This window comes from Achromobacter dolens, from assembly GCF_902859745.1.
Lineage (GTDB): Bacteria > Pseudomonadota > Gammaproteobacteria > Burkholderiales > Burkholderiaceae_B > Achromobacter > Achromobacter dolens.
Map to the genome: position 1 here is coordinate 99,349 of NZ_CADIJW010000008.1, position 24,187 is coordinate 123,535.

Genomic DNA, 24,187 nt, shown 5'->3' on the forward strand with positions numbered 1-24,187 from the left:
GGGGTGCGGCGCTGCACTGCAGGCGGTCGGCGAGGCCGGGCGGCTTGCCCGGCTACGCGGCGAGTGGCAGGCACGGCGCGACATGGGCCGTTCAGAAACCAAGACGCGCAGGGCTTGCTTGCCGCGCGTCCGAGGCTAAGGGATGGGTTATACCGAAAACGCGCCTCCAGAAGCTCACCAATCTTCACCTGCGCGAGAGGGCGCGCCCGGCGCCTGCGCGCCCGGCCTTTGGCCGGTGTGCGAATGCCGTTCGCCGCTCTCAGACCGCCATGGGCGCCGTCAGCGGAGCGTGGTGGGTGTAGCCCTGCAGCGAAAAATCGCCCGGCTCGACCTTTTCGAGCCATTCCGGCTCGTAGCGGCCCGTCTGGGCGAAATCGGGGATGCGGTCGGACAGCACCAGCCGCGGCGCTTCGTGCGGCGTGCGGGTCAGTTGCTCGCGCAGCATCGGCAGATGGTTCTCGTAGATATGCGCGTCGCCGATGAAATAGGTGAACCAGCGGGGCGTGTAACCGGTGAGCCGGCCCACCAGGTGCAGCAGCGCCGCGCCCTCGGTCAGGTTGAACGGCGTGCCCAGCCCGACATCGTTGGAACGGATGTACAGGCACAGCGAGATTTCGCGGGTGGTCGCGTTAGGCAGGAACTGATAGAGCAGGTGGCAGGGCGGCAACGCCATTTCCTCGATCTGCGCCCAGTTCCAGCCGTGGAACAGGATGCGGCGGTCGCCCGGACGCTCGTGGATGGTATCCAGGCACTGGCGCAACTGGTCCACCGCTTTATAGAGCAGCACCCTGGATACGCCGCCGTCCTGCAGGTCGGCCACCTTGGTGTAGCCGCGCGCCAGGGCGTCATCGACCTGGCCGGCGCGGTCCGCGTCCAGCACCTTGTACGCCGGCCACTGGCGCCACTGCACGCCGTAGACCGGGCCCAGGTCGTCCGGGCCCTCGCGGTACGGATTGGCCAGCCATTGCGCGTTTTCGTTGGCGTTCTGGTCCCAGACCTTGCAACCCAGTTCGCGGAATTGCGCCGCGCTGCGCACGCCCCGCAGGAAGCCGACCATCTCGCCGATGGCGGACTTGAAGGCCAGCTTCTTGGTGGTCACGGCCGGAAAGCCCTGCTGCAGGTCGAAGCGCAGCGAGGCGCCCGGCATGCTCAGCGTGCGTATGCCCGTCCGATTTTCCTGCCACGCGCCGGTGTCCAGGATGGCTTGAACGAGGTCCAGGTATTGTTTCATGGGTACAGAATCTGAAAAGGCTGAGGTGGCGTCGGCAACGGGCCGCGTCAGGCCGCCGCGGGGGCTTCCTGGGTATCGACGATCTCCACCGAGAAGGTCAGTTCGGCGGTCTTTTCGAGCATGGCCGAGGCCGAGCAGTATTTCTCGTGCGACAACTGCACGGCGCGCTCGACCGCCGCGCGCGGCAGGTTGCGGCCGGTGACGGTGAAGGCGAAGTGGATGCGCGTGAACACCTTGGGGTCGACGTCGGCGCGGTCGGCCTGCAGCTTGACGCTACAGCCGGTTACGGCATGGCGGCCGCGCTTGAGGATCAGCACGACGTCATAGGCGGTGCAGCCGCCGGTGCCGGCCAGCAGCATTTCCATGGGGCGGGGCGCCAGGTTGTGGCCGCCGCCGTCCACCGCGCCGTCCATCACGGCCACGTGGCCGCTGCCGGTGCTGGCGGTGAAGAGCATGCCGTTGGGGCCGCCCCAGTCGATCGTGCATTCCATTTGTCAGGTCCTTGTGCTTGAGCGCAGTCAATGGCTGATGATACCCGTTGCGTACAATTCCGCATGAGAGCCCCGCCCCGCATCAGGGGTGTGCGGGAAATTCAGGAGCCGTCCATGTCCCCCACCTTGCCCCAATCCGGTCCCGCCGCCTTCCTGCGTCGTTCCAATCCGCTGGATGCGCTGTTGGCGGAAGCCGACCGGGCGCTGCGCGTGCTGTCCGGCAGCGCCAGCGCCGGCCGCGCCAATCCGGCCACGGCCGAGGAGGCGCCGGACACCCTGTCGGCGCAGGAAAAGCGCCACGCGGCCGGGCTGATGCGGGTCAACCACGTGGGCGAAGTCTGCGCCCAGGCGCTGTACCGCGGGCAGGCGGCGGTGTGCCGTGAACCCGGCCCGCGCGCCTTGCTGCTCGAAGCCGCCGGCGAGGAAGTCGATCATCTGGTCTGGTGCAACCAGCGCCTGACGGAGCTGGGCAGCCGTCCCAGCCTGCTCAATCCGGTCTGGTACGCAGGCTCGTTCGCGCTGGGGCTGCTGGCCGGCTATGCGGGCGCGCCGCGCAACCTGGGCTTCATGGCCGAAACCGAAAAGCAGGTCGAGGCGCATCTGGAAGGGCACCTGCGCACCCTGCCGGAGCAGGACACCCGCTCGCGCCAGATCGTGCAGAAGATGAAGGATGACGAGGCGCAGCACCGCGCCAGTGCCGAGGCGGCGGGCGGCGTGCCGCTGCCCGGTCCGGTCAAGGCCGCGATGCGGGCAATGTCCAAGGTCATGACGACGACCGCCTATTGGGTCTGACCGCGACGCCCGGCATCCGGGGCGGACGCCGCCAGCGCCCGCATGCCTGCCCATGGGGCATGAAAATGTTGCGATGCGCAATAATTGCAGCATATTGGTGCCGCATGCACCTTTCCGGTGCAAGGCATAGGCCGGGAATACCCGGAATCAGCTAGGGTAAGTCCGTACGGGGTTTACCCCTTCGGCAATAACCCTTCGTTTTTGGAGGTCATTGCTGTATGCGGCTTTGCGGGCGACGGCCGAGGAGTTTGCGGCAAAAATGCAACGTGAAATGGTGCAGTGCGCAGAGCTCAAAAAAATTCTTGCATCGCACAAAAAAACCCGATACTATGCATCTCATCGGATGTTGAAACGCAGTCGGCGCGGTTCAAAAGCAAGACCCAAGCAAAATGAACCCCGACAGCGCAGCGAGTGAAAGCCGCTCCCAACATGCCACGGTTGTCTCCTCCACCCTCCTCCTTTGGTGGATTTAGCCCGAGATCTCACGATCTCGGGCTTTTTTTTAAGCCGAATCAATGCGTCCCCATTTAAGCCCGCTGCCGACCATCCGCATCGGACGAGTCGAGGCGCAAGCGCCGCGATCATGCCTGGGCGCCCTCCGCGTTTTCCCTTGGATATTTCGCGTGTGCGGAGGCGGAAAGCTCTACAATTACTGCATGAAATCCGTATTTCCGCGCGCTGCCCGCCGCGTTGCCGCATCTCCCGCGAACCGGGGATGCCCGCACGTATCCGGGTCGGGGTTGCGGACGTTACGTTCTGTCCCGGTGATTTGCACTTCCTTATCCCTCCCATATATGGGCGTTACACCTGCCATTGATAATGGCCGGCCTGTCTCGATAGACCAACCAGAGGTGACCCTGTGACCTGGCTGTACATATGCGTGGTCGCGTTCATGGTGGGGGGACTCATCGTGGCGTCGGAGCGCTGGCATGGCGCCTTCACCGGCGACAGCGATCTCAACAAGCCGCAAGCGAATCATTCGCGCGCCACGCCCCGCGTCGGCGGCCTGGCCGTGCTGGCCGGCACGCTCCTGGGCCTGTTGGTGCTCGGGCCCGACAACATGACCCTGACCTGGTTGTGGCCGGCCCTGTTCGTGTCGGCGCTGCCCGTGTTCGTGGCGGGCCTGCTCGAAGACATCACCAAGGACATCGGCGCCAGCAAGCGTCTGCTCGCGGCTTTCCTGTCCGCTGCGATCGCGTGGTGGCTGCTGGGTGGCGTCAGCCGCGTCGGCATGGCCCCGGTGGATTATGTCCTCTCGTACTGGCCTGTTTCCCTGGTGTTCACCATGTTCGCGGTGGGCGGCTGTACCCACGCCCTGAACATCGTCGACGGCATGAACGGCCTGGCCGGCATGGTCGCGACGCTGATGGCGGTGTCCATCAGCCTGGTCGCGCTGCAGGTTGGCGATGTGCCGATCTTCCTGATTGCCGCGGCGCTGGCTTCGGCCACGCTGGGATTCCTGGTCTGGAACTTCCCGTTCGGCCGCGTCTTCCTGGGCGATGGCGGCGCGTACTTCCTGGGTTTCATGCTGGCCGAGCTGGCCGTGCTGCTGGTGGTGCGCAACCCTTCGGTGTCGCCGTTCTACGCGCTGGCGGTGTTGTTCTACCCCGTATTCGAAACCGGCTTTTCCATCTGGCGCCGCCGCTTCAAGCGCGGCGTGCCGGTGGACCAACCGGATGCCTTGCACCTGCATCAATTGGTGTTCCGCCGCCTGGTGCGCGTGACCTTCAGCCGCGGCCGCCGCCATGCGGTGCCGGCGCTGTGCAATGCGTTGGCCTCGCCCTACATGTGGGTGCTGGCCCTGATTGGCCTGGTGCCCGCCACCATCTGGTGGGACAACGCCTGGGCGCTCAGCGCCAGCCTGGTGGTGTTCGCCAGCGTCTATATCTGGCTGTATGCGCGACTGGTGTCGTGGCGCCGTCCGGGGTGGTTGCTGTTGCCCTCCGTCCTGCGAGCCGATTAAATATTGGGTGCCCCGGCGACCACCGTCGGGGACCCTGTCATTCGTCACCCGACCATATTATTTAGAATGCCGTAATCGTTTTACGGCGAAGGGAGAGTTATGTTGCGTATTCAGGATGTGAAGCTCGCGGTCGTCGGCCTCGGCTATGTCGGTCTGCCGCTGGCGGTGGAATTCGGCAAGAAGCGCTCTGTCATCGGTTTCGATATCAACACGCGCCGGATCGACGCCCTGAAGGCCGGGCATGACCACACGCTGGAAGTCAGCGACGCCGAACTGGCCGAAGCCAAGCAACTGACCTATACCGCCGACCGCGCCGAACTGGGGCAGGCCAACGTGTTCATCGTTACCGTGCCCACGCCGATCGACGAGTACAAGCAGCCCGACCTGACCCCGCTGGTCAAGGCCAGCGAAACCATCGGCGCGGTGCTCAAGCGCGGCGACATCGTCATCTACGAATCGACCGTCTACCCCGGCGCTACCGAGGAAGACTGCGTGCCCGTCCTCGAGCGTGTGTCGGGCCTGAAGTTCAACGTCGACTTCTATGCCGGCTACAGCCCCGAACGCATCAACCCGGGCGACAAGGCACACCGCGTCAGCACCATCAAAAAAGTCACGTCGGGATCGACGCCGGAAGTGGCAGAGCTGGTGGACCAGCTCTACAAGCAGATCATTACCGCTGGCACCCACAAGGCGTCCAGCATCCGTGTGGCCGAGGCTGCCAAGGTGATCGAGAACACCCAGCGCGACGTCAACATCGCGCTGATCAACGAGCTGGCGCTGATCTTCAACAAGATGGGCATCGACACCGAGGCCGTGCTGCAAGCGGCCGGTACGAAGTGGAACTTCCTGCCGTTCCGTCCGGGCCTGGTGGGCGGCCACTGCATCGGCGTGGATCCGTACTACCTGACGCACAAGGCGCAGTCGATCGGCTACCACCCCGAGATCATCCTGGCGGGTCGCCGCCTGAACGACTCGATGGGCAGCTACGTGGTGTCGCAACTGGTCAAGGCCATGACCAAGCGCCGCATCCACGTGCAGGGCGCGCGTGTGCTGGTGATGGGTCTGGCCTTCAAGGAAAACTGCCCGGACCTGCGCAACACCCGCATCGTCGATATCGTCAAGGAGTTGGGCGACTACAACGTGGAGGTGGACGTGTACGACCCGTGGGTCGACGCGGAAGAAGCCGTGCACGAATACGGCATCACGCCGGTCGCCAAACTCGAAGAAGGCAAGTACGACGCCGTGATCCTGGGTGTCGCACATCACCAATTTGCAGACTTGGGTGCCGCCGGCATCCGCAAGCTGGGCAAGCCGGAACACATTCTTTATGACCTGAAGTACGTGTTGTCGCCTGCCGAATCCGATTTGCGCCTGTAAGGAGGACGTTGCATGACCACACGCTTCGAGACCGTCACCCAGGAACTGGCCGCAGTGCCGCGCAAATGGCTGGTGACAGGCTGCGCTGGCTTCATTGGCTCCAACCTGCTGGAAGCCCTGCTGAAGCTGGACCAGACTGTCACCGGTCTGGACAACTTTGCCACCGGACACCAGCACAACCTGGATGAAGTGAAGGCCTCAGTCACGCCTGAACAATGGGCGCGCCTGACCTTCATCGAAGGCGACATCCGCGACCTGGATGCGTGCCGTCGCGCGGTGCAAGGCGTGGACTTCGTGCTGCATCAGGCGGCGCTGGGTTCGGTGCCGCGTTCACTCAAGGACCCGATTACCACCAACGACGTGAATATCGGTGGTTTCTTGAACATGCTGGTGGCGGCCCGTGATGCCGGCGTGAAATCGTTCGTGTATGCGGCCTCCAGTTCGACCTATGGCGACCATCCGGCCCTGCCAAAGGTCGAGGAGAATATCGGCAAACCGCTGTCTCCCTACGCCGTCACCAAGTTCGTCAATGAACTGTACGCCGATGTGTTCGCGCGTTCCTACGGCTTTGAGACCGTGGGCCTGCGCTACTTCAACGTGTTCGGAAAGCGCCAGGATCCCAACGGCGCGTATGCGGCGGTCATTCCCAAGTGGACGGCGGCGATGATCCAGGGCGAGGACGTCACCATCAACGGCGACGGTGAAACCAGCCGCGACTTCTGCTTCGTCGACAACGCGGTGCAGGCCAACATCCTCGCCGCAATGGCGCCGGCCGAGGGCCGTAATCAGGTCTATAACGTGGCCGTCAGCGGTCGCAGTACCCTGAACCAGTTGTTTGAATTCCTCGTGCAGGCGTTGGCCAACCAGGGCGTGACTTACGGTAAGCAGCCCGTCTACGCCGACTTCCGCGCGGGCGACGTGCGCCACTCGCAGGCCGACGTCAGCAAGGCCGGCCGCCTGCTCGGCTACCAGCCCACGCACACCGTGCTGCAGGGCCTGGAAGTGGCGATGCCCTGGTACACGCAATTCCTGCGTTGATTTGAAAGCACTCGTCCGCAAACTCGGCAGCATCCACCCGGACCACCAACGCATTTTCAAAGGTGCGTTCCGGGTGGCGGTGTTCCTGCTGCTGGGCAAGGCCGCCGGCGCCATCAAGGAGATGGCGGTGGCGTACCGCTACGGCGTCAGCGACGCCGTGGACGCCTATCAGTTCTCGATGACGATGGCCACCTGGCTGCCGGTCACGATCGTGGGCGTGCTGTCGGTGGTGCTGATTCCGGTGCTGGTGCGGCTGCGCCGCGCCGAGGACGCCGAACGCGAGCAATTCATCCGTGAGCTGCAGGGCTGGGTGGCGGCCGCGGGCATCGCGCTGGCCGCGCTGACCTGGTTCGCCTGGCCGCAAGTGGTGGGCGCGCTGGGCCAGGGGCTCTCGGCCCGGGTCCGCGACATGACGGGCGAACTGTTGCTGGCCTTCGCGCCCGTGGCGGCATTATTGCTGATCGCGGGTATCAGCGCGGCGCGCCTGCGCGCGCATGAGCGCCACGTCAACACGCTGCTGGACAGCGTGCCGGCGGTGGCGACCCTGGCGTGGGTGATGCTGGCGGCCAGCGCCGAAAGCGTGGGGCCGCTGCTATGGGGCACGCTGGTGGGCTATGCGATCCAGACCGCCTGGCTGGCCTGGCTGGCCGCGCGCGCCGACGGCGGCTTCTGGGGCGCGCCCAGGCTGACCCTGCGTTCGCCGCACTGGCCCGAACTGATGAGCGCGGCCGGTGTGATGCTGATCGGGCAGGTGGCCATGAGCTTCGTCGGTCCGCTGGATCAATATGCCGCGGCCAACCTGGGCGCCAATGCCAACGCCACGCTGGGCTACGCCAGCCGGTTGCTGTCGCTGCTGCTGGGGATCGGCGCGGTGTCGGTCGGACGCGCGGCGCTGCCGGTGCTGGCCGACGTGCAGGCGCGTGGCGACACGGCGCGCGCGCGCGGCATGGCGCTGAAATGGTCGGTGCTGATGGTGGCGGCCGGCGGCCTCGCCGTGGCGATCGGCTGGGTGCTCGCGCCCTGGGGCGTGTCGGTGCTGTTCCAGCGCGGCGCCTTCACCGCCGAGAATACCGCGGCCGTGGCGCATGTGCTGCGCTGGGGCCTGTTGCAGTTGCCGTTCTATTTCGGCGTGCTGATCCTGGTGCAGTTGCTGGCCAGCCAGAACCGCTATCGCATCATGGCCGCCATCGCGGTCGGCAATTTCGCGTTGAAAGCCGCGCTCAATACGGTGCTGGCGCCGAAGATGGGCGCCGCGGGCATCATGCTGGCCACCAGCCTGATGTACGTGCTGTCCTATGCCTGCTATCTGGTGGTGGCCCTGCGCCGCGCCGAACCCAAAGAGGCCGCCTGAATGTCCGCCGCTCCCGAGTCCGGTCGCCCGTTGCGCGTGCTGCTGTTCATCCATTCGTTGCATGGCGGGGGCGCCGAGCGGGTCGCCGCCGACCTGAGCGCGCATTGGGCCGGCATGGGCCGCGAGGTCATGGTGGTGACGCAGGCGAGCGCCGACGGCGACGTCTACACGCTGCATCCGAAGGTGCGGCGCGAGGTGCTGCACACAGCGGGCGAGGGCGGCGGCCTGCGCGGCATCTGGAGCAATGTGCAGCGCGTGCGCGCGCTGCGGCGCGTGATCAAGGCATTCCGGCCCGACATCGTGCTCGGCATGATGACCACGGCGTCGGTGCTGTCCGTGCTGGCGTGCGCCGGCCTGTCGTGCCGCGTCATCGCCACCGAACACACCCATCCGCCGTCGCAGACCCTGTCGGGCTTCTGGCAACGCCTGCGCCGCCTGACCTATCCGCGCGCCGCGCGCGTGGTGGCCCTGACGCGCGGCACCGCGCAATGGATCGAACAGCACGTGCCGGGCTCGCGGCTGGCGGTGATTCCGAATCCGGTGCATTGGCCATTGCCCAAGGGCGAACCGGCGCTGACGCCGCCTGCGGGCGACGGCCGCAAGCGCCTGCTGGCGGTGGGGCGGCTGCATGCCGACAAGGGCTTTGACCTGTTGCTGCGCGCCTATGCCCGGCTGGCCCCGTCGCATCCGGACTGGGATCTGGTTATCCTGGGCGAAGGCGACGAGCGCCGCGCCCTGGAAGCGCAGGTGCGCGAGGCCGGCTTGCAGGAGCGCGTCAGCCTGCCGGGACGCGCGGGCAACGTGGGCGATTGGTACCAGAGCGCCGACCTGTACGTGCTGACGTCGCGCTTCGAGGGGCTGTCCAATACCTTGCTGGAATCGATGGCGAGCGGCCTGGCCGCGGTGGCGTTCGATTGCGATACCGGACCACGCGAGATCGTGCGCGAAGGGGTCGACGGCGTGCTGGTGCGGCCCAATGGCGACGTCGACGCGCTGTGCCGCGAGCTGGATGCGGTGATGGGCGACGAGGCCTTGCGCCAGCGCATGGCCGAAGCGGCCACGGCGGTGCGCGAGCGTTTCTCCGCCGAGCGGGTGCTGGGCCAATGGAAAGAACTTTTTGACGGTGTGCGCGGATCGGCCCGCTAGGCCGCGCGCGACACCGTTGCTGCGGTGACCACGAGAACCTGAAATCATGTGTGGAATTGTCGGAATTTGGGGCCCCCTGGGTGACAAGGCGCAAGTGCTGGCGGAAAGCTGCCGCCGCATCCGCCACCGCGGGCCGGACAGCAACGGCTTCTGGGAAGACGCCGGCGCCGAGCTGGCGCTGGCGCACGTGCGCCTGGCGATCCAGGACCTGACCGAAGCCGGCCATCAGCCGATGGTGTCCGCCTGCGGCCGCTACGTCATGGTGTTCAACGGCGAGATCTACAACCACATGGACATGCGCCAGCAGCTCGAGGCCTCGGGCCTGGCGCCGTCCTGGCGCGGCCATTCCGACACCGAGACGCTGTTGGCCGGATTCACCGCGCTGGGTATCGAGGCCACGCTGCAGGCCTCGGTCGGCATGTTCGCCATCGCGCTCTGGGACCGCGCCTCGCGCAAGCTGGTGCTGGCGCGCGACCGCATGGGCGAAAAGCCGCTGTACTACGGCTATTCCGGCGCCGAGCTGGTGTTCGCGTCCGAACTCAAGGGCCTGATGCCGATCCCCGGTTTCGGCCGCAGCCTGAACCGCAATGCGTTGGCGTCGTTCATGCGGCACAACTACATTCCGGCGCCGCAGTCCATCTACGAAGGCATCGCCAAGCTGCCCCCGGGCACCTGGATCGAATTCACCGCCGACGATACCCGCAGCCGCCGCATGCCCGAGCCGCGCGTGTACTGGTCGGCGCGCGAGGCCGCCGACACCGCGGCGCAATCGCTGCTGTCGTTCGAGTCCGACGCGCAGGCCACCGACGCGCTCGAAGGCGTGCTGTCCAAGGCGGTGGGCGGCCAGATGCTGTCCGACGTCAGCCTGGGCGCGTTCCTGTCGGGCGGCATCGACTCGTCCACCATCGTCTCGCTGATGCAGGCGCAGAGTTCGCAGCCGGTGCGCACCTTCGCCATCGGCTTCCATGAGAAGGGCTACGACGAGGCGCAGCACGCCAAGGCGGTGGCCATGCACCTGGGCACCGACCACACCGAGCTGTACGTCACCGCCGACGACGCGCTGGCGGTGGTGCCGAACCTGGCCGACATGTACGACGAACCGTTCGCCGATTCGTCGCAGATTCCGACCTCGCTGGTGACGCGCATGGCGCGCCAGCACGTCACCGTGGCCCTGTCCGGCGACGGCGGCGACGAACTGTTCGGCGGTTACTCGCGCTATTTCCGTGTCAACAACTGGTGGCAGAAGTGCGAGCGCATTCCGTCGTTGCTGCGCACGCCGGCCGGCGCGCTGCTCAGCGCCTCGACCCACCTGCCGGGGCGCGGCGCCTGGCGCGGCAAGGTCGGCAAGCTGGGCGAATTGCTGCGCGCCGATTCGCGCGGCGATTTCTACCGCCTGTTCGTGTCGTACTGGTCGGACCCGGCGCGCGTGGTCAAGGGCGGCGTGGAACCGGTGTCCGAGTTCGCGCAGGCGATGCGCGGCTCGACCTTCGAATCCATGATGAAGCTCGATACCGTGACCTATCTGCCGGACGACATCCTGGTGAAGGTGGACCGCGCCGCCATGGCCGTGAGCCTGGAAACCCGCGTGCCGCTGATCGACCACCGCGTTTATGAATTTGCCTGGAGCCTGCCGCACCATTACAAGGTGCGCGGCGCCACCGGCAAGTGGCTGTTGCGCCAGGTGCTGTACCGCCACGTGCCGCAGGCGCTGGTGGATCGGCCCAAGCGCGGCTTTGCCGTGCCGCTGGCGGCCTGGCTGCGCGGCCCCTTGCGCGATTGGGCCGAGGCGCTGCTGGATCCGGCGCGCCTGCGCCAGGAAGGCTGGTTCGAGCCCGAGCCCATCCTGCGCAAGTGGCGCGAACACGTGTCCGGACATCGCAATTGGGATAGCCATCTGTGGGGCGTGCTGATGATGCAGGCCTGGCTGGACCGCTACCGCGCCGGTGGCGAACAGGGAGGATCGGTTGGGAGTCGCTGACGAATGAAGATACTGATGCTGGTCAGTTCCATGCATGCCGGGGGCGCCGAGCGCGTGGCCGCCACGCTGGTCAACGCGTGGGCCGAACGCGGCGACGACGTCACCCTGACGCCGACCTATTCGTCCAAGGGCACCTGCTTCTACCCGCTGTCGGACAAGGTCAAGCTGGACTGGCTGGCGGACCTGGCCGGCACGCGCGTATCGGGGCCGATGGCGGCGTTCAAGCGCCTGCTGACGCTGCGCCGGCATATCCGCGACACCGCGCCGGACGTGGTGGTGTCATTCCTGACCAACGTCAACGTGGCCGCCATCCTGGCCACCCGTGGCCTGCGCGTGCCGCTGATCGTCTGCGAGCGGACCAACCCGGTCGCCGAGACCACCACCGGCACGATCTGGCGTCGGTTGCGCCGCCTGCTGTACCCGCGCGCCGACATGGTGACGGTGCAGGCGGCCGACACGGCCGGTCCGTTCTCGCGCCAGGTGCCGGGCATCAAGCGCCTGGCCGTGATTCCCAACCCCTTGCCCGCGCCGCTGCTGGACGCGCCGCTGGTGCCGCAGCATGACGACGGCGCGCCGCGCACGCTGCTGGCGATGGGGCGGCTGGTGACCGACAAGCAATTCGACCTGCTGATCGATGTCTTCGCGCAACTGGCGCCGGACTTTCCCGACTGGAACCTGCGTATCTGGGGCGAAGGCCCGGAGCGCGGGGCGCTGGAGGAACAGGTCGCGCGCCTGGGGCTGCAGTCGCGGATCAGCCTGCCGGGCCGCACTGAAACGCCCTGGGATGAATTGGCCCAGGGCCAGGCGTTCGTGCTCAGTTCGCTGGTCGAGGGCTTTCCCAACGTGCTGCTGGAAGCGATGGCGCTGGGCCTGCCCTGCGCCGCGTTCGACTGCCCCAGCGGCCCGCGCGAAATGACGCGTGACGGCCAGGACGCGCTGCTGGTGCCCGCGGGGGACCGTGACGCGCTGCGCGAGTCGCTGCGCCGCCTGCTCGGCGACGTGACGTTGCGCCGGCAATTCGGCCAACGCGGCGCCGCCGCGGTGCGCCAGCGTTATGCGCTGGCCAGCGTGCTGATGGAATGGGACGAATTGTTCGAAGCGGTGAGGGAAGGCCGATGAGCGGAGCGACCTTGCGCGTGGTGCACGTGATTGCCGGCCTGGGGCAGGGCGGCGCCGAATCCGTGCTGTGGCGCCTGGCCACCTATCCGGGGCAGGCGGTCGAGCACATCGTCGTGTCGCTGACCGACGAAGGCGTCTACGGCGAGCGGCTGCGCGCCGCCGGCGTGACGGTGCAAACGCTGGACATGCCGCGCGGCCGCATCACGCTTGGAGGCTTCCTGGCCTTGCGCCGATTGATCGCCGCGGCCCGCCCCGACGCCGTGCAGACCTGGATGTACCACGCCGACCTGATCGGCGGCCTGGCGGCGCGCCTGGCCGGCGTGCGCGCCGTCGCCTGGGGCATCCGCAATTCCGGCGCGCATCTCGAGCGCAGCAGCCGGTCTGCCCGCATGGTGCTGCGCGCCTGCGCGCTGCTGTCGGGCGTGCTGCCCGGCGCCATCGTCTGCGCCGCGCAGGACGCGGCCGAACGGCATGCGGCCAAGGGCTATCGTCGCGATCGCATGGTGGTGATCGCCAACGGCTACGACCTGTCGCGCTATGCGCCCGACGCGGCAGCGCGGGAACGGGTGCGCGGCCAGTGGGGCCTGGCCGGCGATGTGCCAGTGATCGGCTGCGTGGCGCGCTGGGACCCGTTGAAGGACCATGCCAACCTGCTGCGCGCGGTGGCGGCGCTGGTGCGCGATGGCCGCGACGGCGGCCTGCGCTGTGTGCTGGTGGGACGCGGCATGACCGTGGACAACCCTGAATTGATGGCGCTGGTCGACAAGCTCGACCTGCGCGAACGGCTGGTGCTGGCCGGCCCGAGCGACGACGTGCCGGCCGTGATGAACGGGCTGGACCTGCACGTGCTCTCCAGTTGCGCCGAAGGCTTCCCCAACGTGGTGGCCGAGGCCATGGCCTGCGGGGCGTACTGCGTGGCGACGGACGTGGGCGACGCAGCCTACATCATCGGCGACACCGGCGTGGTGGTGCCGCCCGAGCAGCCCGAGGCGCTGGCGCGCGGCATCGAGACCGCGCTGCGCGAGGTGGCGGCGCGCGGCCGCGGCCGGGCCGGCGAGGCCGGACGGGCCCGGGTGCTGGAGAATTTCGACCTGGCGCGCATGGTGCAAAGCTACGCCGCGGTGTGGCGCCGTCTGTCCGGAGCATCGGCATGAGCGCCGCCCGTCGTCTGCTGTTCGTGGTCAACAACCCGGCGTTCTTCATGTCGCACCGGCTGCCGGTGGCGCAGGCCGCGCAGCGCGCCGGCTATGACGTGCATGTGGCCACGATGGACGGCCCGACCGTCGCCGACATCGTCGCGCTGGGCATGACCCATCACGTCATTCCGATGACGCGCAGCGGCAAGCATCCGCTGCAGGAGCTGGGCACGCTGCTGGCGCTGCTGCGCCTGTTTCGGCGGCTGCGGCCCCAGGTGGTGCACCTGGTGACCATCAAGCCTGTGCTGTATGGCGGCATCGCTGCGCGCCTGGCGCGCGTGCCCGGCATGGTGGCCGCGATTTCCGGCCTGGGCTTCGTGTTCCTGTCCAATTCCCTGAAGATGCGTCTGGTGCGCTCGGTGGTGGCGCGCCTGTATCGCCTGGCGCTGGGCCATCCCAACAGCCGGGTGATATTCCAGAACGCCAGCGACCGCGACATGCTCAAGTCGCTGGGCGCCGTGCGCGACGAGCAGGTGGTGCTGATCCGCGGCGCCGGCGTCGATCTGGATCTGTGCCAGGCGCTGCCGGAGCCGGCGGCGCCGCCCGTGGTGGCCACCATGGTGGCGCGGCTGCTGCGCGACAAGGGCGTGTGGGAATTCGTCGAGGCGGCGCGGCTGCTGCGCGCGCGCGGCGTGCCGGTGACCATGCGGCTGGTGGGCGGCGTGGACGCCGGCAATCCGACCTCGGCCACGCCGGCCGAGGTCGAGGCCTGGCAGCGCGAGGGTTGCGTCGAGGCGTTGGGCGAGCGCTCGGATGTGCCGCGGCTGTATGCGGCGTCGCACATCGCCGTGCTGCCGTCCTATCGTGAAGGCCTGCCCAAGTCGCTGATCGAGGCGGCCGCCTGCGGCCGCGCGGTGGTGACGACAGACGTGCCGGGCTGCCGTGACGCGATCGAGCCGGACGAGACCGGTCTGCTGGTGCCGGTGCGGGACCCGCAGGCCCTGGCCGACGCCATCGCGCGGCTCGCCGAGGACGCTGCCCTGCGCCAGTCGATGGGGGCGGCCGGCCGCGCCTTGGCCGAGCGCGAATTCAACATCGAGCGGGTGGCACGCATCCACGTCGAGTTGTACGACACCCTGAGCGCCTGAAGCGGCCTCAGTGGCCCAGCGCGGCGCCGTCGCGCCGGGGGTCGGCGGCGCCATCCAGCCCTTGCGGCGTCACGCGGATCGCGGCGGCGCCGCTTTTCATTTCCACCTGTTCGATCTTGTGGCCCTGCGCGGCCAGCCGCGCGGCGGTTTGCTCCGGGACGCGGCCTTTCTCGATCTGGCTGCGGCCGGTGTTGCCTGCCACGTGCGGCAATGCCAGCGCATCGGCCGGGCGCAGGCCCCAGGCCAGCGTGCCGACCACGGCCTGGGCGATGTAGTCGACGATGTAGCCGCCGCCCGCCGAGCCGGTGACCAGCGCCAGCTTGCCGTCGCGGTCGAACACCATGGTGGGCGCCATCGAGGTGACCGGCCGCTTGTTGGGCGCCATGGCATTGGGCGCGCCCTTGCCATGCGCCGACGAGAAATTGGTCAGCGCGTTGTTCAGGAAGAAACCGTGCGGCATGAGCCACGAGCCGAAGTTCAGATTGATGGTGGTGGTCATCGACAGGGCGTTGCCCTGCGCGTCGACGATGGCGACCTGGCTGGTCTCGGTGGTGCCGGGCGCCTCGGCGCCTGCCGGCGCCGGCACGCCCGCGAACACGCCGGGACGCGGGTGCGTCACGGCCCTGGCGGACAGCAGCGCGGCGCGTTCTCGCGTGTAGTCGGGCGCGATCAACTGGCGCACCGGCGCCTTGACCTGGTCCGGATCGCCGATATAGGCCAGCCGGTCGGCGCGGGCGATGCGGGCGCTGTCGATCAGCAGGTGGTCGGCCGCGGCCGAGCCGGGCGCGAGCGTGTCGATGCGGCGCGCCGCCAGCATGCCCAGTTGCTGCAGCACGGATACGCCGCCGAAGCTGGGCGGGGGGAAGGTGCAGACTTTCCATGACAGGAAGGGGCCGCAGATCGGCGTGCGTTCCGCCGGCCGATAGGCGGCCAGGTCCTGCGCCTGCATCAGGCTGGGATACTTGCCCGCGCCCACGGCGGCGAGGACGTCGGCGGTCAGCGCGCCGTGGTTGATGGCATCGGGATCGGCCGCGACCTTGCGCAGCGCGTCGGCCAGTAGCGGATTGCGGACCGTGGCGCCGACCGGCAGCACCTGGCCCTGCGCGTCGTAGAAGATTTTGCGGATCGCCGGATTCTCGGCCAACTGAGGCAGCCGCCGCAGGCTGTCGTGCAGATAAGGCGACATCGGGAAACCGTCTTCGGCGCTGCGGATGCCGGCCTGGAACAGGCTGGCCCAGGGCAGCTTGCCATAGCGCTGGTGCGCCAGCGCCATGACGCGCACGGTGCCGGGCACGCCGACCGGCCGGCCGTAGCGCGCCACGTCCTTGAGCGGCAGGGTGTCGCCGTTGACGTCGGTGCGCAGGCTGGCGGTGACGCGCGCCGGCGCCGCGGCCAGGCCGTCCAGCGCCGACAGCGTGGCGCTGCCCTGATCCCACACCAGCATCAACGAACCGCCGCCCAGGCCGGACGATTGCGGTTCCACCACGGTCAGCACCATCTGCACGGCGATGGCGGCGTCGACTACGCTGCCGCCGCGCTTGAGGGCGTCGAGTCCGGCGGCGGCGGCCAGCGGATTGGCGGCGGCAACCATCCCTGCCAGGGATTGGGTCTGCGTGTTGGTCTGGGCCTGGGCGGAGGCGGCCGCGCACAAGGCGAGGGCGGCCAGGAAACGCGCGGGGCTGCGGGCTAGCGTAGGCATGGGGCGCTCCGGGAAGGACGACGGGCCATTATTCGCCCGTCATGGCGTCCTGTCCATAGCGGCCCCGGCGCGGCCTGGCGCGCCGCTGCAGCACCGGGCCAGCCGCCGTGGCGGGGGGGCTACGCCGGAGCGCGTCGCGCGATGGCGTCGATCCAGAAGCGGGTGGAGGGGTCCTGCGGCGCGACCTGTTGCGACGGCGAGTCCAGCTCGCGGATGATGTTCTTGGCCAGGGCCTTGCCGAATTCCACGCCCCACTGGTCGAACGGATTGATGCCCCAGATAACGCCTTGCGCGAACACCTTGTGCTCGTACAGCGCCAGCAATGCGCCCAGCGTGTAGGCCTCCAGGTGCGGCAGCACGATCAGTGACGAGGGCCGGCCGCCAGGATGCACCTTGTGCTGCGCCAGCAGGCGCGCGCGCGCCGGATCGGCTTCGACCCGCGAGGTCTCCGCGAGCGCTTCCTCGAACGATTTGCCGCGCAGCAGCGCGGCGCGCTGGGCCAGGCAATTGGCGATCAGCAGTTCGTGGTGGCGGGCATAGGCGTGGTCGGGCTGCTCGCACAGGATGAAATCGACGGGCGCGCCCGCGGTGTCCTGGTGCAGCCATTGGAAGAAGGTGTGCTGGCAGTCCGTGCCCGGCATGCCCCAGACGGCCGGACCGGTCGGTACGCCAGTGGGGCTGCCGTCCGCCGTGGCCACCTTGCCGAGCGATTCCATCTCGAGCTGCTGGGCCCAGGGGACCACGTGGAAGAGGCGCGAATCGTACGGCGCGATGACCAGCGAGTCGAAGCCCAGCACGCTGCGGTTGACCACGCCGGCCAGGGCCAGTTGCAGCGGCGCGTTTTCGGCCAGCGGCGCATGGTGGAAATGCTCGTCCATGGCGGCGGCGCCCGCCAGCAACTGGTCGAAGGTGTCGTTGCCCAGCGCCAGCGCGACCGGCAGGCCGATGGCCGACCACAGCGAATAGCGCCCGCCGACCCAGTCCCAGATCTGGAAGATGTGGTCCGGCGAGATGCCCAGGTTGAGCGCGGCCTCGACGTTGGCGGTTACGGCGACCACCTGCTTGATCGGATCCGCCACGCCGGCGTCGCGCAGCCAGTTCATGGCGACTTCGGCATTGGCCAGCGGTTCTGTGGTGGTGAACGATTTGGACGCCACGATCACCAGCGTCTCGTGCGGGTCGAGGTGCACCATGGCGTCGGCTACCGAGTGCGAATCGACGTTCGAGGCAAAGTGGACTTCGCGATGGATGCCGCCGTAGCGCAGCGCCCGGTTGACCAGGCGCGGCCCCCAGTCGCTGCCGCCGATGCCCAGGTGCAGCACGCAGCGGTAGCGCTTGTTGGCGTCGGCCTCGCGCACGAACTGGCGCACGCGTTCACGTTCGGCCAGCACGGCCGCGGCCACCATGGCAGGCGGCTGGGCCGCGCGCAGCGCGGTATGCCAGGCCGGGCGCTGCTCTGTCCAGTTGGCGTTGCCGCCGTCGAACAGCCGCGCGCGCGCCGCCTCGAAGCCTTGCTGCTCCAGCAGCGCGGCCGCGGCCTCCTGCAATGCCGGCGAATGCGCCTGCGCGGTCAAGTCCAGGCGCAGCCCGGGGGCGTTGATCAGTCGCAGTTGCTCGCCGCGCCGGTCGGCGTTGCGTGCCGCGGTGGCGAAGCGGGTCCAGGCGGGGCTGTTGAGCAGTGGCATGTTTTCTAAAAGGGCAGGGAGGCGTCGGGCGCCAGTTTAGCCAGTTCGCGCCGGAAGTCACCTTGGATACGGGCCAGCGCCTCGGCGGTTTGCGCCTCGAAGCGCAGCACCACGACCGGCGTGGTGTTGGACGGGCGGGCCAGGCCGAAGCCATCGGGATATTCGGCGCGCACGCCGTCGATGGTGACCACGCGCGTTGCGCCAGGGAACTGGCCCTGTTCCTGCAGCGCCTGCACCAGCGTGAAGGGCTGGCCTTCTTCCATTTCCAGCTTCAGTTCGGGGGTCGAGACGTCCTGCGGCAGGGCCTCCAGCGGCGCGCCGGCGTCGGCATGGCGCGACACGATTTCCAGCAGGCGGGCGCCGGTGTAGAGTCCGTCGTCGAAACCATACCAGCGTTCCTTGAAGAAGATATGGCCGCTCATCTCTCCGGCCAGCGGCGCGCCGGTTTCGGCCAGCTTGGCCTTGACCAGCGAGTGGCCTGTCTTCCACATCAGCGGTTCGCCGCCCGCCGCCTGCACCGACAGCCCGACATGGCGGCTGCACTTGACGTCATAGATGATGGTGGCGCCGGGATTGCGTTCCAGCACGTCGCGGGCGAACAGCACCAGTTGGCGGTCGGGCCAGATGATCTGGCCGGACTTGGTCACCACGCCGAGGCGGTCGCCGTCGCCGTCGAAGGCCAGGCCGAGCTCGCAGTCAGTGGTGGCCAGGCAGTGGATCAGGTCCTGCAGATTCTTCGGTTCAGCGGGATCGGGGTGGTGGTTGGGGAAGGTGCCGTCCACTTCGCAGAACAGTTCGGTGACCTCGCAGCCCAGGGCGCGGAACAGCTTGGGGGCGATGGCGCCGGCGACGCCGTTGCCGCAGTCGATCGCGATCTTCATGGGGCGGGCGAGTTTCACGCCCGAGGCGACGCGCGCGATGTACGCGGCCACCAGGTCCAGTTCGCGGCGCACGCCAGTGCGGGCCGCGGGCGCGTCCGGGCCGCCGTTCATGCGGCGCGCCAGGGCTTGCACGTCCTCGCCGTACAGCGCGCGGCCGCCCATCATCATCTTGAAGCCGTTGTACTTGGGGGGGTTGTGGCTGCCGGTGATGGCCACGCCCGATCCGGTCTGCATGATGTGGGTGGCGAAATACACCAGCGGCGTGGGCACCTGTCCGATATCCAGGGTATCGACGCCGCCTTCCAGCATGCCTTCCTGCAGCGCCTGCGACAGCATCTCGCTGCTCAGGCGGCCGTCGCGGCCCACCACCAGCGTCTGCACCCCCTGGTCGCGCGCGACCGCAGCCAGCGCCGCGCCCAGCGAGCGGGCGAAGCGCGCGTCGATCAGATCCGGGACGGTGCCGCGGATGTCATACGCCTTGAAGACGGAGGAGGGGAATTGAACGTTGTCGGCCACGTTGGATCCTTATCGTTTGCCACGGCTTGCAGCGGCGGGACCGTCCAGGATGGTGACGGCCTGCTGGTAAACCCGGATGCCGGCGCATGCCGGCTCCAGGGGACGGACTTGAATTATCCTCCATTGGGCGTTCGCGTGCCGCCCTGATCTGGTGCGCGATCGACTCCCTTTTCGCCTTGTTCCGGTGCGCCGGAGCAACGGAACCGGACCTTTCCTGACCTGTCGGCCGGTGGCATGGAACTTGCTGTTCATCCGAAGGTGATACGCTTGTCATGCAAGCGGAGAGACCAGAAAGACCGGAGGGGCCCATGGGAGCCAAAGTATCCACAGTCACGTCATCGGGCGGCGCCCGGCGCAGGCGCGGGCCGCCCACGGACTTCGCCGGGCCGGCCGCCGGGCGGGAACGCCGGCTCGACATCCATGTATTCGTATCGCCCGAGGGCGAGCTGGCCACGGGCCGCGCCTGGGAGCGCTGTGTCTGGCGCGACGCCCGCGTGTTGATCGCCGAATGCCCGGCGCCGCATCTGCCGGCCTCGGTCGAAAGCGCCTTGCGCGGGGTCGCCGCCAGCGTGGCGCGGGACCGCGCCTGGCAGGGCATGGGCACGGTGGCCTTTTCGCTGGATGACCGCAGCGGCGTGTTCCGCGTGATCCGCGCCGAGGCGCAGCCGCGTTCGGGCGCCGCGGTGGCCGATTTCGAACCGGTCGCGGCGCATGCGCTGGAAGTGCGCATCGACGGTTGCGCCGACCGCCACATGCCGTGCACGCACCTGCTGGTGTGCGGCGCGACCCGCGGCGAAGCGCTGCGGCGCGCCTATCGTGCCCTGTCCGAGATGCCGGGCCCCGCGGGCGTGGACCGGGCGTTCCTGATGAACCGCATCGCCTCGCGCGCCTATTGCACGGGCCTGACGGGGACGCGCCTGGACCAGGCGGTCGGCTAGACCGGGCCCCTCGGCTCTGCCAGCCTCTACAATAGTCCGCACCAACCTTGAACAGCGCCCGGGCGCGGCCCGGCGCGATATTTCCGTGCGGCGCCTATGACCTTGTTGAGCGAATTGCAGTCCCTCCTGGGCGAGTCCCATGTGTTGACCGGCGCCGATGCCGAACCTTTCACGCTGGACTGGCGTCGTCGCTATCGCGGCCAGGCGCTGGCCGTGGTCCGGCCCGGCTCCACGCAGGAAGTGGCCGACGCCATCAAACTGTGCGCGCGCCATGGCGTGCCGGTGGTGCCGCAGGGCGGCAATACCGGCCTGTGCGGCGGCGCCACGCCCGACGATTCCGGCAGCGCCGTGGTGTTGTCCACCGCGCGCCTGAACCGGGTGCGCGCGCTCGATACCGACAACGACACCATCACCGTGGAAGCCGGTTGCATCCTGCAGGCCGTGCAGCAGGCCGCCGCCGACGCCGGCCGCCTGTTCCCGTTGAGCCTGGCTGCCGAGGGCAGTTGCACCATCGGCGGCAACCTCGCCACCAACGCCGGCGGCACCCAGGTGCTGCGCTACGGCAATACGCGCGACCTGGCGCTGGGCCTGGAAGTGGTCACCGCCGAGGGCGAGATCTGGAACGGCCTGCGCGGCCTGCGCAAGGACAACACCGGCTACGACCTGCGCGATCTCTACATCGGCAGTGAAGGCACGCTGGGCATCATCACCGCCGCCACGCTCAAGCTGTTCCCGCGGCCGGTCGCGTCCTGCACCGCGCTGCTGACGCTGGACAGCATCGACAACGCGGTCGAGCTGCTGTCGCGGGCCCGCGCCGGCTTCGGCGCCGCGCTGACCGGCTTCGAGCTGATGGGCGGCGACTGCCTGCAGGCGGTGGTGCGCCTGTTTCCCCAGCAGCGCCTGCCGTTCGAGGGCGCGTCCGCCGCCTCGCCCTGGTTTGCGCTGCTGGAGCTGTCCGACAGCGAAAGCGAGGCGCATGCGCGCGAGCGCTTCGAGACGGTGCTGGGCGAGGCCATCGAGGCCGGCCTGGTGAACGACGCGGCCATCGCCGCCAATGTCGCGCAGAGCAAGGCGCTGTGGCACCTGCGCGAGAGCATTCCGCTGGCCGAGGCGGAACTGGGCAAGTCGGTCAAGCACGACGTCTCGATCCCGATCTCGGCCATCGCCGGCTTCGTGCACCAGACCAATGGCCTGCTGCAGGCGCGCTTTCCGGGCGTGCGCCACGTGATCTTCGGCCACCTGGGCGATGGCAACCTGCATTACAACGTCGCCAGCGCGCCAGGCCAGACCGAAACCGAGTTGCTGGCGCTGCAGGGCGACATCTATGGCGTGGTGCATGACAGCGTGCATGCACACGCAGGTTCCATCAGCGCCGAACACGGCGTCGGCCAGCTCAAGCGCGACGAGCTGCCGCGCTACAAGAGTCCGGTCGAGCTGGCCCTGATGCGCCGTATCAAGCGCGCGCTGGACCCGCAAGGCCTGATGAATCCGGGCAAGGTGCTGCAAGCCTGAGCGGGGCGGCACAACCTTCTTTCCACGGGGAGCGAGAACATGGCGGCCAGTCCCGCAGCGGGTGCGAATCACCGGATCCTGATCGTCGAGGACGATCACATCATCGCCGGCAATCTCTACACCTTCCTGGAAGCGCGCGGTTTCCTGCCCGACGTGGCCTACAGCGGTCCGGCCGCGCTCCAGCGCCTGGAAGAGCAGCGGTTCGACGCCATGATCCTGGACATCGGCCTGCCTGGCATGGACGGCAACGCGGTCCTGCACACGGTGCGCGCGGACCGGCGCCTGCCGCTGCCGGTGCTGGTGCTGACGGCGCGCGACAGCCTTGACGACAAGCTGGCCGGTTTTTCCCATGGCGCCGACGACTACCTGACCAAGCCCTTCGCGCTGCTCGAGGTCGAGGCGCGGCTGCTGGCGCTGATCCAGCGCGCCAAGGGCTCGACCGTGGACACGGTGCGGGTGTTCGGAGAGCTGGCCTATGACACCCGCAGCCGCATGGTGTCGATCGGCGGCAAGCCGGTGCACCTGACGCGCAAGGCCATCATCATCCTGGAGGCGCTGCTGCGCGACCCGGGCCGGGTGGTGTCGCGCGAGGAGCTGGAATCGCAATTGTGGGGCAGCGAGCCGCCGTCTTCCGACGCCCTGCGCAGCCAGGTGCACCTGCTGCGCCGCGCCCTGGCCGACGCCGGCTTCGACGGCATCGAGACCCTGCACGGCACGGGCTGGCGCCTGGTGACGGGGGAGCGCAGCGCATGAGCCGGATCGCGGGCGGCGGGACCCTGACGCAACGGGTGGTGTGGGCGTTGACCGGCACCGTGGCGCTGTTCGTGACGGCGCTGGCCCTGCTTGCCTACCTGACGTTCGACCAGATGGAAGACGATCTGGTGAACGATATCCTCAACACCGAAATGGACCGTCTGGTGCAGCACGCCCGCACCAGCGACCAGTTCCTGCCGCGCCGCGGCGCCCGCGAGCTGGGCGGCTCGATGCGCGCCTGGCTCAGCATCGACGGCCAGGCGCCCGTCGGCATGCCGGAGGAGATCCGCGGGCTCGACAACGGCCTGCACCTGATCGAGCCCGGCGCCTACACCTGGCACGTCATGGTGGCCGACACCGGCAACGGCAAGGTCTACCTGCTGTATGACGCCACCGACAACGAAGAGCGGGTGCATGATTTCGGCCTGATCGTGCTGGGGGTCGGCGCGATCTGCGTGGTCGGGGCCTACGCCCTGTCGCGGCGGGTGGAGGCGGTGGCGGTTGGCCCCTTGCTGGAACTGACCGACCGCCTGTCGACGTGGGCGCCGGGCGCGCCCGACCTGGCCGTGACCCGCGACGACGAGGCGGGCCGGCTGATCGAGGCCTTCAACCGGGTGCAGAACCAGGTCGACCGCTCGATCGCGCGCGAACGCGAGTTCGCTGGCAACCTCAGCCACGAGGTGCGCACGCCGCTGGCCGCGATCCGCTCCGACAGCGAGCTGATGCTGCTGACCCAGGACCTGACGCCCGACCAGCGCCAACGGCTGACGCGGGTGATCGACAACGTCGACGACGTCATCGTCTGCCTGGAAAGCGCCCGCGCCATGGCCCGCGACCAGATGCGCCCGCCCGAGCCGGTCGACCTGTCCGAATGCATGCTGGACGCCTGGCGTGGCTACGAAACCCAGGCCGGCATGGCCGATCTGCGTTTCGACAACGCCATCCCGGCGGACCACATCCGCATCCTCGACCGCTACGCCTTGCTGACGGTCCTGCGCAACCTGGTGCGCAACGCGGTCGAGCACGCGGCGCCGGCGACGCTCACGGCCAGCCTGGGCGCCGATGGCGCGCTGCAACTGAGCGACGACGGCAAGGGCATCGCCGCGGACGACCTGCCATTCCTGTTCCGCCGTTACTACAGCGGCCGCCTGCGGGACTCGGGGACTGCCGGACGCGATGAAACCGCGCGTGGCCTGGGGTTGGCCATCGCCAAGCGGGTCTGCGACATGCAGGGCTGGACGCTGACGGTGGATTCGTCGCGCGAGGGGCCGCAGCGCGGCACCCGGTTCACCTTGCGCCTGGACGCGGCGGGGGGCGCGGCGTAGGGCGACGGCGGGGGCGATTGACGGGGCGCCGGCCCCGTCCCGGCGAGGCCGAATTTGACGAATTTTCGACTATCGGCCGCCTAAGCTGCTTGCTTCGGCCGACCGCCA

General features: G+C 68.5%; 19 protein-coding genes. 14 read left to right on the top strand and 5 right to left on the bottom strand.

All coding sequences use genetic code 11. The features are described from left to right. Window positions 1–259: 259 nt before the first annotated feature. Window positions 260–1,231, bottom strand: a complete 972-nt coding sequence (locus HV783_RS09155; protein WP_054500661.1) for a thymidylate synthase — start codon at window positions 1,229–1,231, stop codon at window positions 260–262. A 47-nt stretch (window positions 1,232–1,278) separates the two neighbouring features. Further along, a complete protein-coding gene (locus HV783_RS09160; RefSeq protein WP_054500662.1) occupies window positions 1,279–1,722 on the bottom strand; it encodes an OsmC family protein in 444 nt (147 codons plus the stop codon). A 114-nt stretch (window positions 1,723–1,836) separates the two neighbouring features. On the opposite strand from HV783_RS09160, the gene coq7 reads away from it, so the two are divergent. The 10 genes from coq7 to HV783_RS09210 all read left to right on the top strand — a co-directional run bounded on the left by coq7 (window position 1,837) and on the right by HV783_RS09210 (window position 14,770). Next, complete coding sequence (coq7, locus tag HV783_RS09165; protein WP_054500663.1) at window positions 1,837–2,514, top strand: 2-polyprenyl-3-methyl-6-methoxy-1,4-benzoquinone monooxygenase; 678 nt, start codon at window positions 1,837–1,839, stop codon at window positions 2,512–2,514. An 859-nt stretch (window positions 2,515–3,373) separates the two neighbouring features. Then, window positions 3,374–4,477, top strand: a complete 1,104-nt coding sequence (locus HV783_RS09170) for an MraY family glycosyltransferase (RefSeq protein WP_054500664.1) — start codon at window positions 3,374–3,376, stop codon at window positions 4,475–4,477. 99 nt (window positions 4,478–4,576) lie between these two features. Next, window positions 4,577–5,854: a Vi polysaccharide biosynthesis UDP-N-acetylglucosamine C-6 dehydrogenase TviB gene (tviB, locus tag HV783_RS09175; protein WP_116793789.1), complete on the top strand. Its 1,278-nt coding sequence runs from the start codon at window positions 4,577–4,579 to the stop codon at window positions 5,852–5,854. A gap of 12 nt (window positions 5,855–5,866) precedes the next feature. Beyond that, window positions 5,867–6,892, top strand: a complete 1,026-nt coding sequence (locus HV783_RS09180) for an SDR family oxidoreductase (RefSeq protein ID WP_116793788.1) — start codon at window positions 5,867–5,869, stop codon at window positions 6,890–6,892. 1 nt (window position 6,893) lies between these two features. Further along, on the top strand, window positions 6,894–8,243 hold the full coding sequence (gene murJ / locus HV783_RS09185) for a murein biosynthesis integral membrane protein MurJ (RefSeq protein WP_054500666.1): 1,350 nt from the start codon (window positions 6,894–6,896) through the stop codon (window positions 8,241–8,243). Then, entirely contained in the window at window positions 8,244–9,389 is a 1,146-nt protein-coding gene (locus tag HV783_RS09190; RefSeq protein WP_054500667.1) for a glycosyltransferase family 4 protein, read from the top strand. Between the two features lie 46 nt (window positions 9,390–9,435). Further along, window positions 9,436–11,367, top strand: coding sequence for an asparagine synthase (glutamine-hydrolyzing) (gene asnB, locus HV783_RS09195; RefSeq protein ID WP_116793785.1), 1,932 nt, complete (start codon window positions 9,436–9,438; stop codon window positions 11,365–11,367). Between the two features lie 3 nt (window positions 11,368–11,370). Then, window positions 11,371–12,486: a glycosyltransferase family 4 protein gene (locus HV783_RS09200; RefSeq protein WP_054500669.1), complete on the top strand. Its 1,116-nt coding sequence runs from the start codon at window positions 11,371–11,373 to the stop codon at window positions 12,484–12,486. Next, window positions 12,483–13,640: a glycosyltransferase family 4 protein gene (locus tag HV783_RS09205; RefSeq protein ID WP_167517644.1), complete on the top strand. Its 1,158-nt coding sequence runs from the start codon at window positions 12,483–12,485 to the stop codon at window positions 13,638–13,640. The genes HV783_RS09200 and HV783_RS09205 overlap by 4 nt, the downstream gene beginning before the upstream one ends. Further along, complete coding sequence (locus HV783_RS09210) at window positions 13,637–14,770, top strand: glycosyltransferase family 4 protein (protein ID WP_175189025.1); 1,134 nt, start codon at window positions 13,637–13,639, stop codon at window positions 14,768–14,770. Before HV783_RS09205 ends, HV783_RS09210 begins: the two co-directional genes overlap by 4 nt. Window positions 14,771–14,777: 7 nt before the next feature. On the opposite strand, the gene HV783_RS09215 is transcribed toward HV783_RS09210, so the two are convergent. The 3 genes from HV783_RS09215 to HV783_RS09225 form a co-directional block, all read right to left on the bottom strand. Further along, window positions 14,778–16,469 carry a gamma-glutamyltransferase family protein gene (locus HV783_RS09215; protein WP_254603854.1) on the bottom strand — a complete coding sequence of 564 codons (1,692 nt, stop codon included), beginning with the start codon at window positions 16,467–16,469 and terminating at the stop codon, window positions 14,778–14,780. 119 nt (window positions 16,470–16,588) lie between these two features. Next, window positions 16,589–18,154, bottom strand: coding sequence for a glucose-6-phosphate isomerase (pgi, locus tag HV783_RS09220; protein ID WP_054500672.1), 1,566 nt, complete (start codon window positions 18,152–18,154; stop codon window positions 16,589–16,591). A 5-nt stretch (window positions 18,155–18,159) separates the two neighbouring features. Next, window positions 18,160–19,551, bottom strand: coding sequence for a phosphomannomutase/phosphoglucomutase (locus HV783_RS09225; RefSeq protein ID WP_054500673.1), 1,392 nt, complete (start codon window positions 19,549–19,551; stop codon window positions 18,160–18,162). Between the two features lie 308 nt (window positions 19,552–19,859). On the opposite strand from HV783_RS09225, the gene HV783_RS09230 reads away from it, so the two are divergent. The 4 genes from HV783_RS09230 to HV783_RS09245 all read left to right on the top strand — a co-directional run bounded on the left by HV783_RS09230 (window position 19,860) and on the right by HV783_RS09245 (window position 24,079). Then, window positions 19,860–20,489, top strand: a complete 630-nt coding sequence (locus tag HV783_RS09230) for a BPTD_3102 family carboxylase-like protein (RefSeq protein ID WP_054500674.1) — start codon at window positions 19,860–19,862, stop codon at window positions 20,487–20,489. Between the two features lie 96 nt (window positions 20,490–20,585). Beyond that, window positions 20,586–22,001, top strand: a complete 1,416-nt coding sequence (locus tag HV783_RS09235; RefSeq protein WP_054500675.1) for an FAD-binding oxidoreductase — start codon at window positions 20,586–20,588, stop codon at window positions 21,999–22,001. Between the two features lie 39 nt (window positions 22,002–22,040). After that, entirely contained in the window at window positions 22,041–22,754 is a 714-nt protein-coding gene (locus tag HV783_RS09240; protein WP_054500676.1) for a response regulator transcription factor, read from the top strand. Beyond that, entirely contained in the window at window positions 22,751–24,079 is a 1,329-nt protein-coding gene (locus HV783_RS09245) for a sensor histidine kinase (protein ID WP_175189026.1), read from the top strand. Before HV783_RS09240 ends, HV783_RS09245 begins: the two co-directional genes overlap by 4 nt. Window positions 24,080–24,187 lie beyond the last annotated feature (108 nt).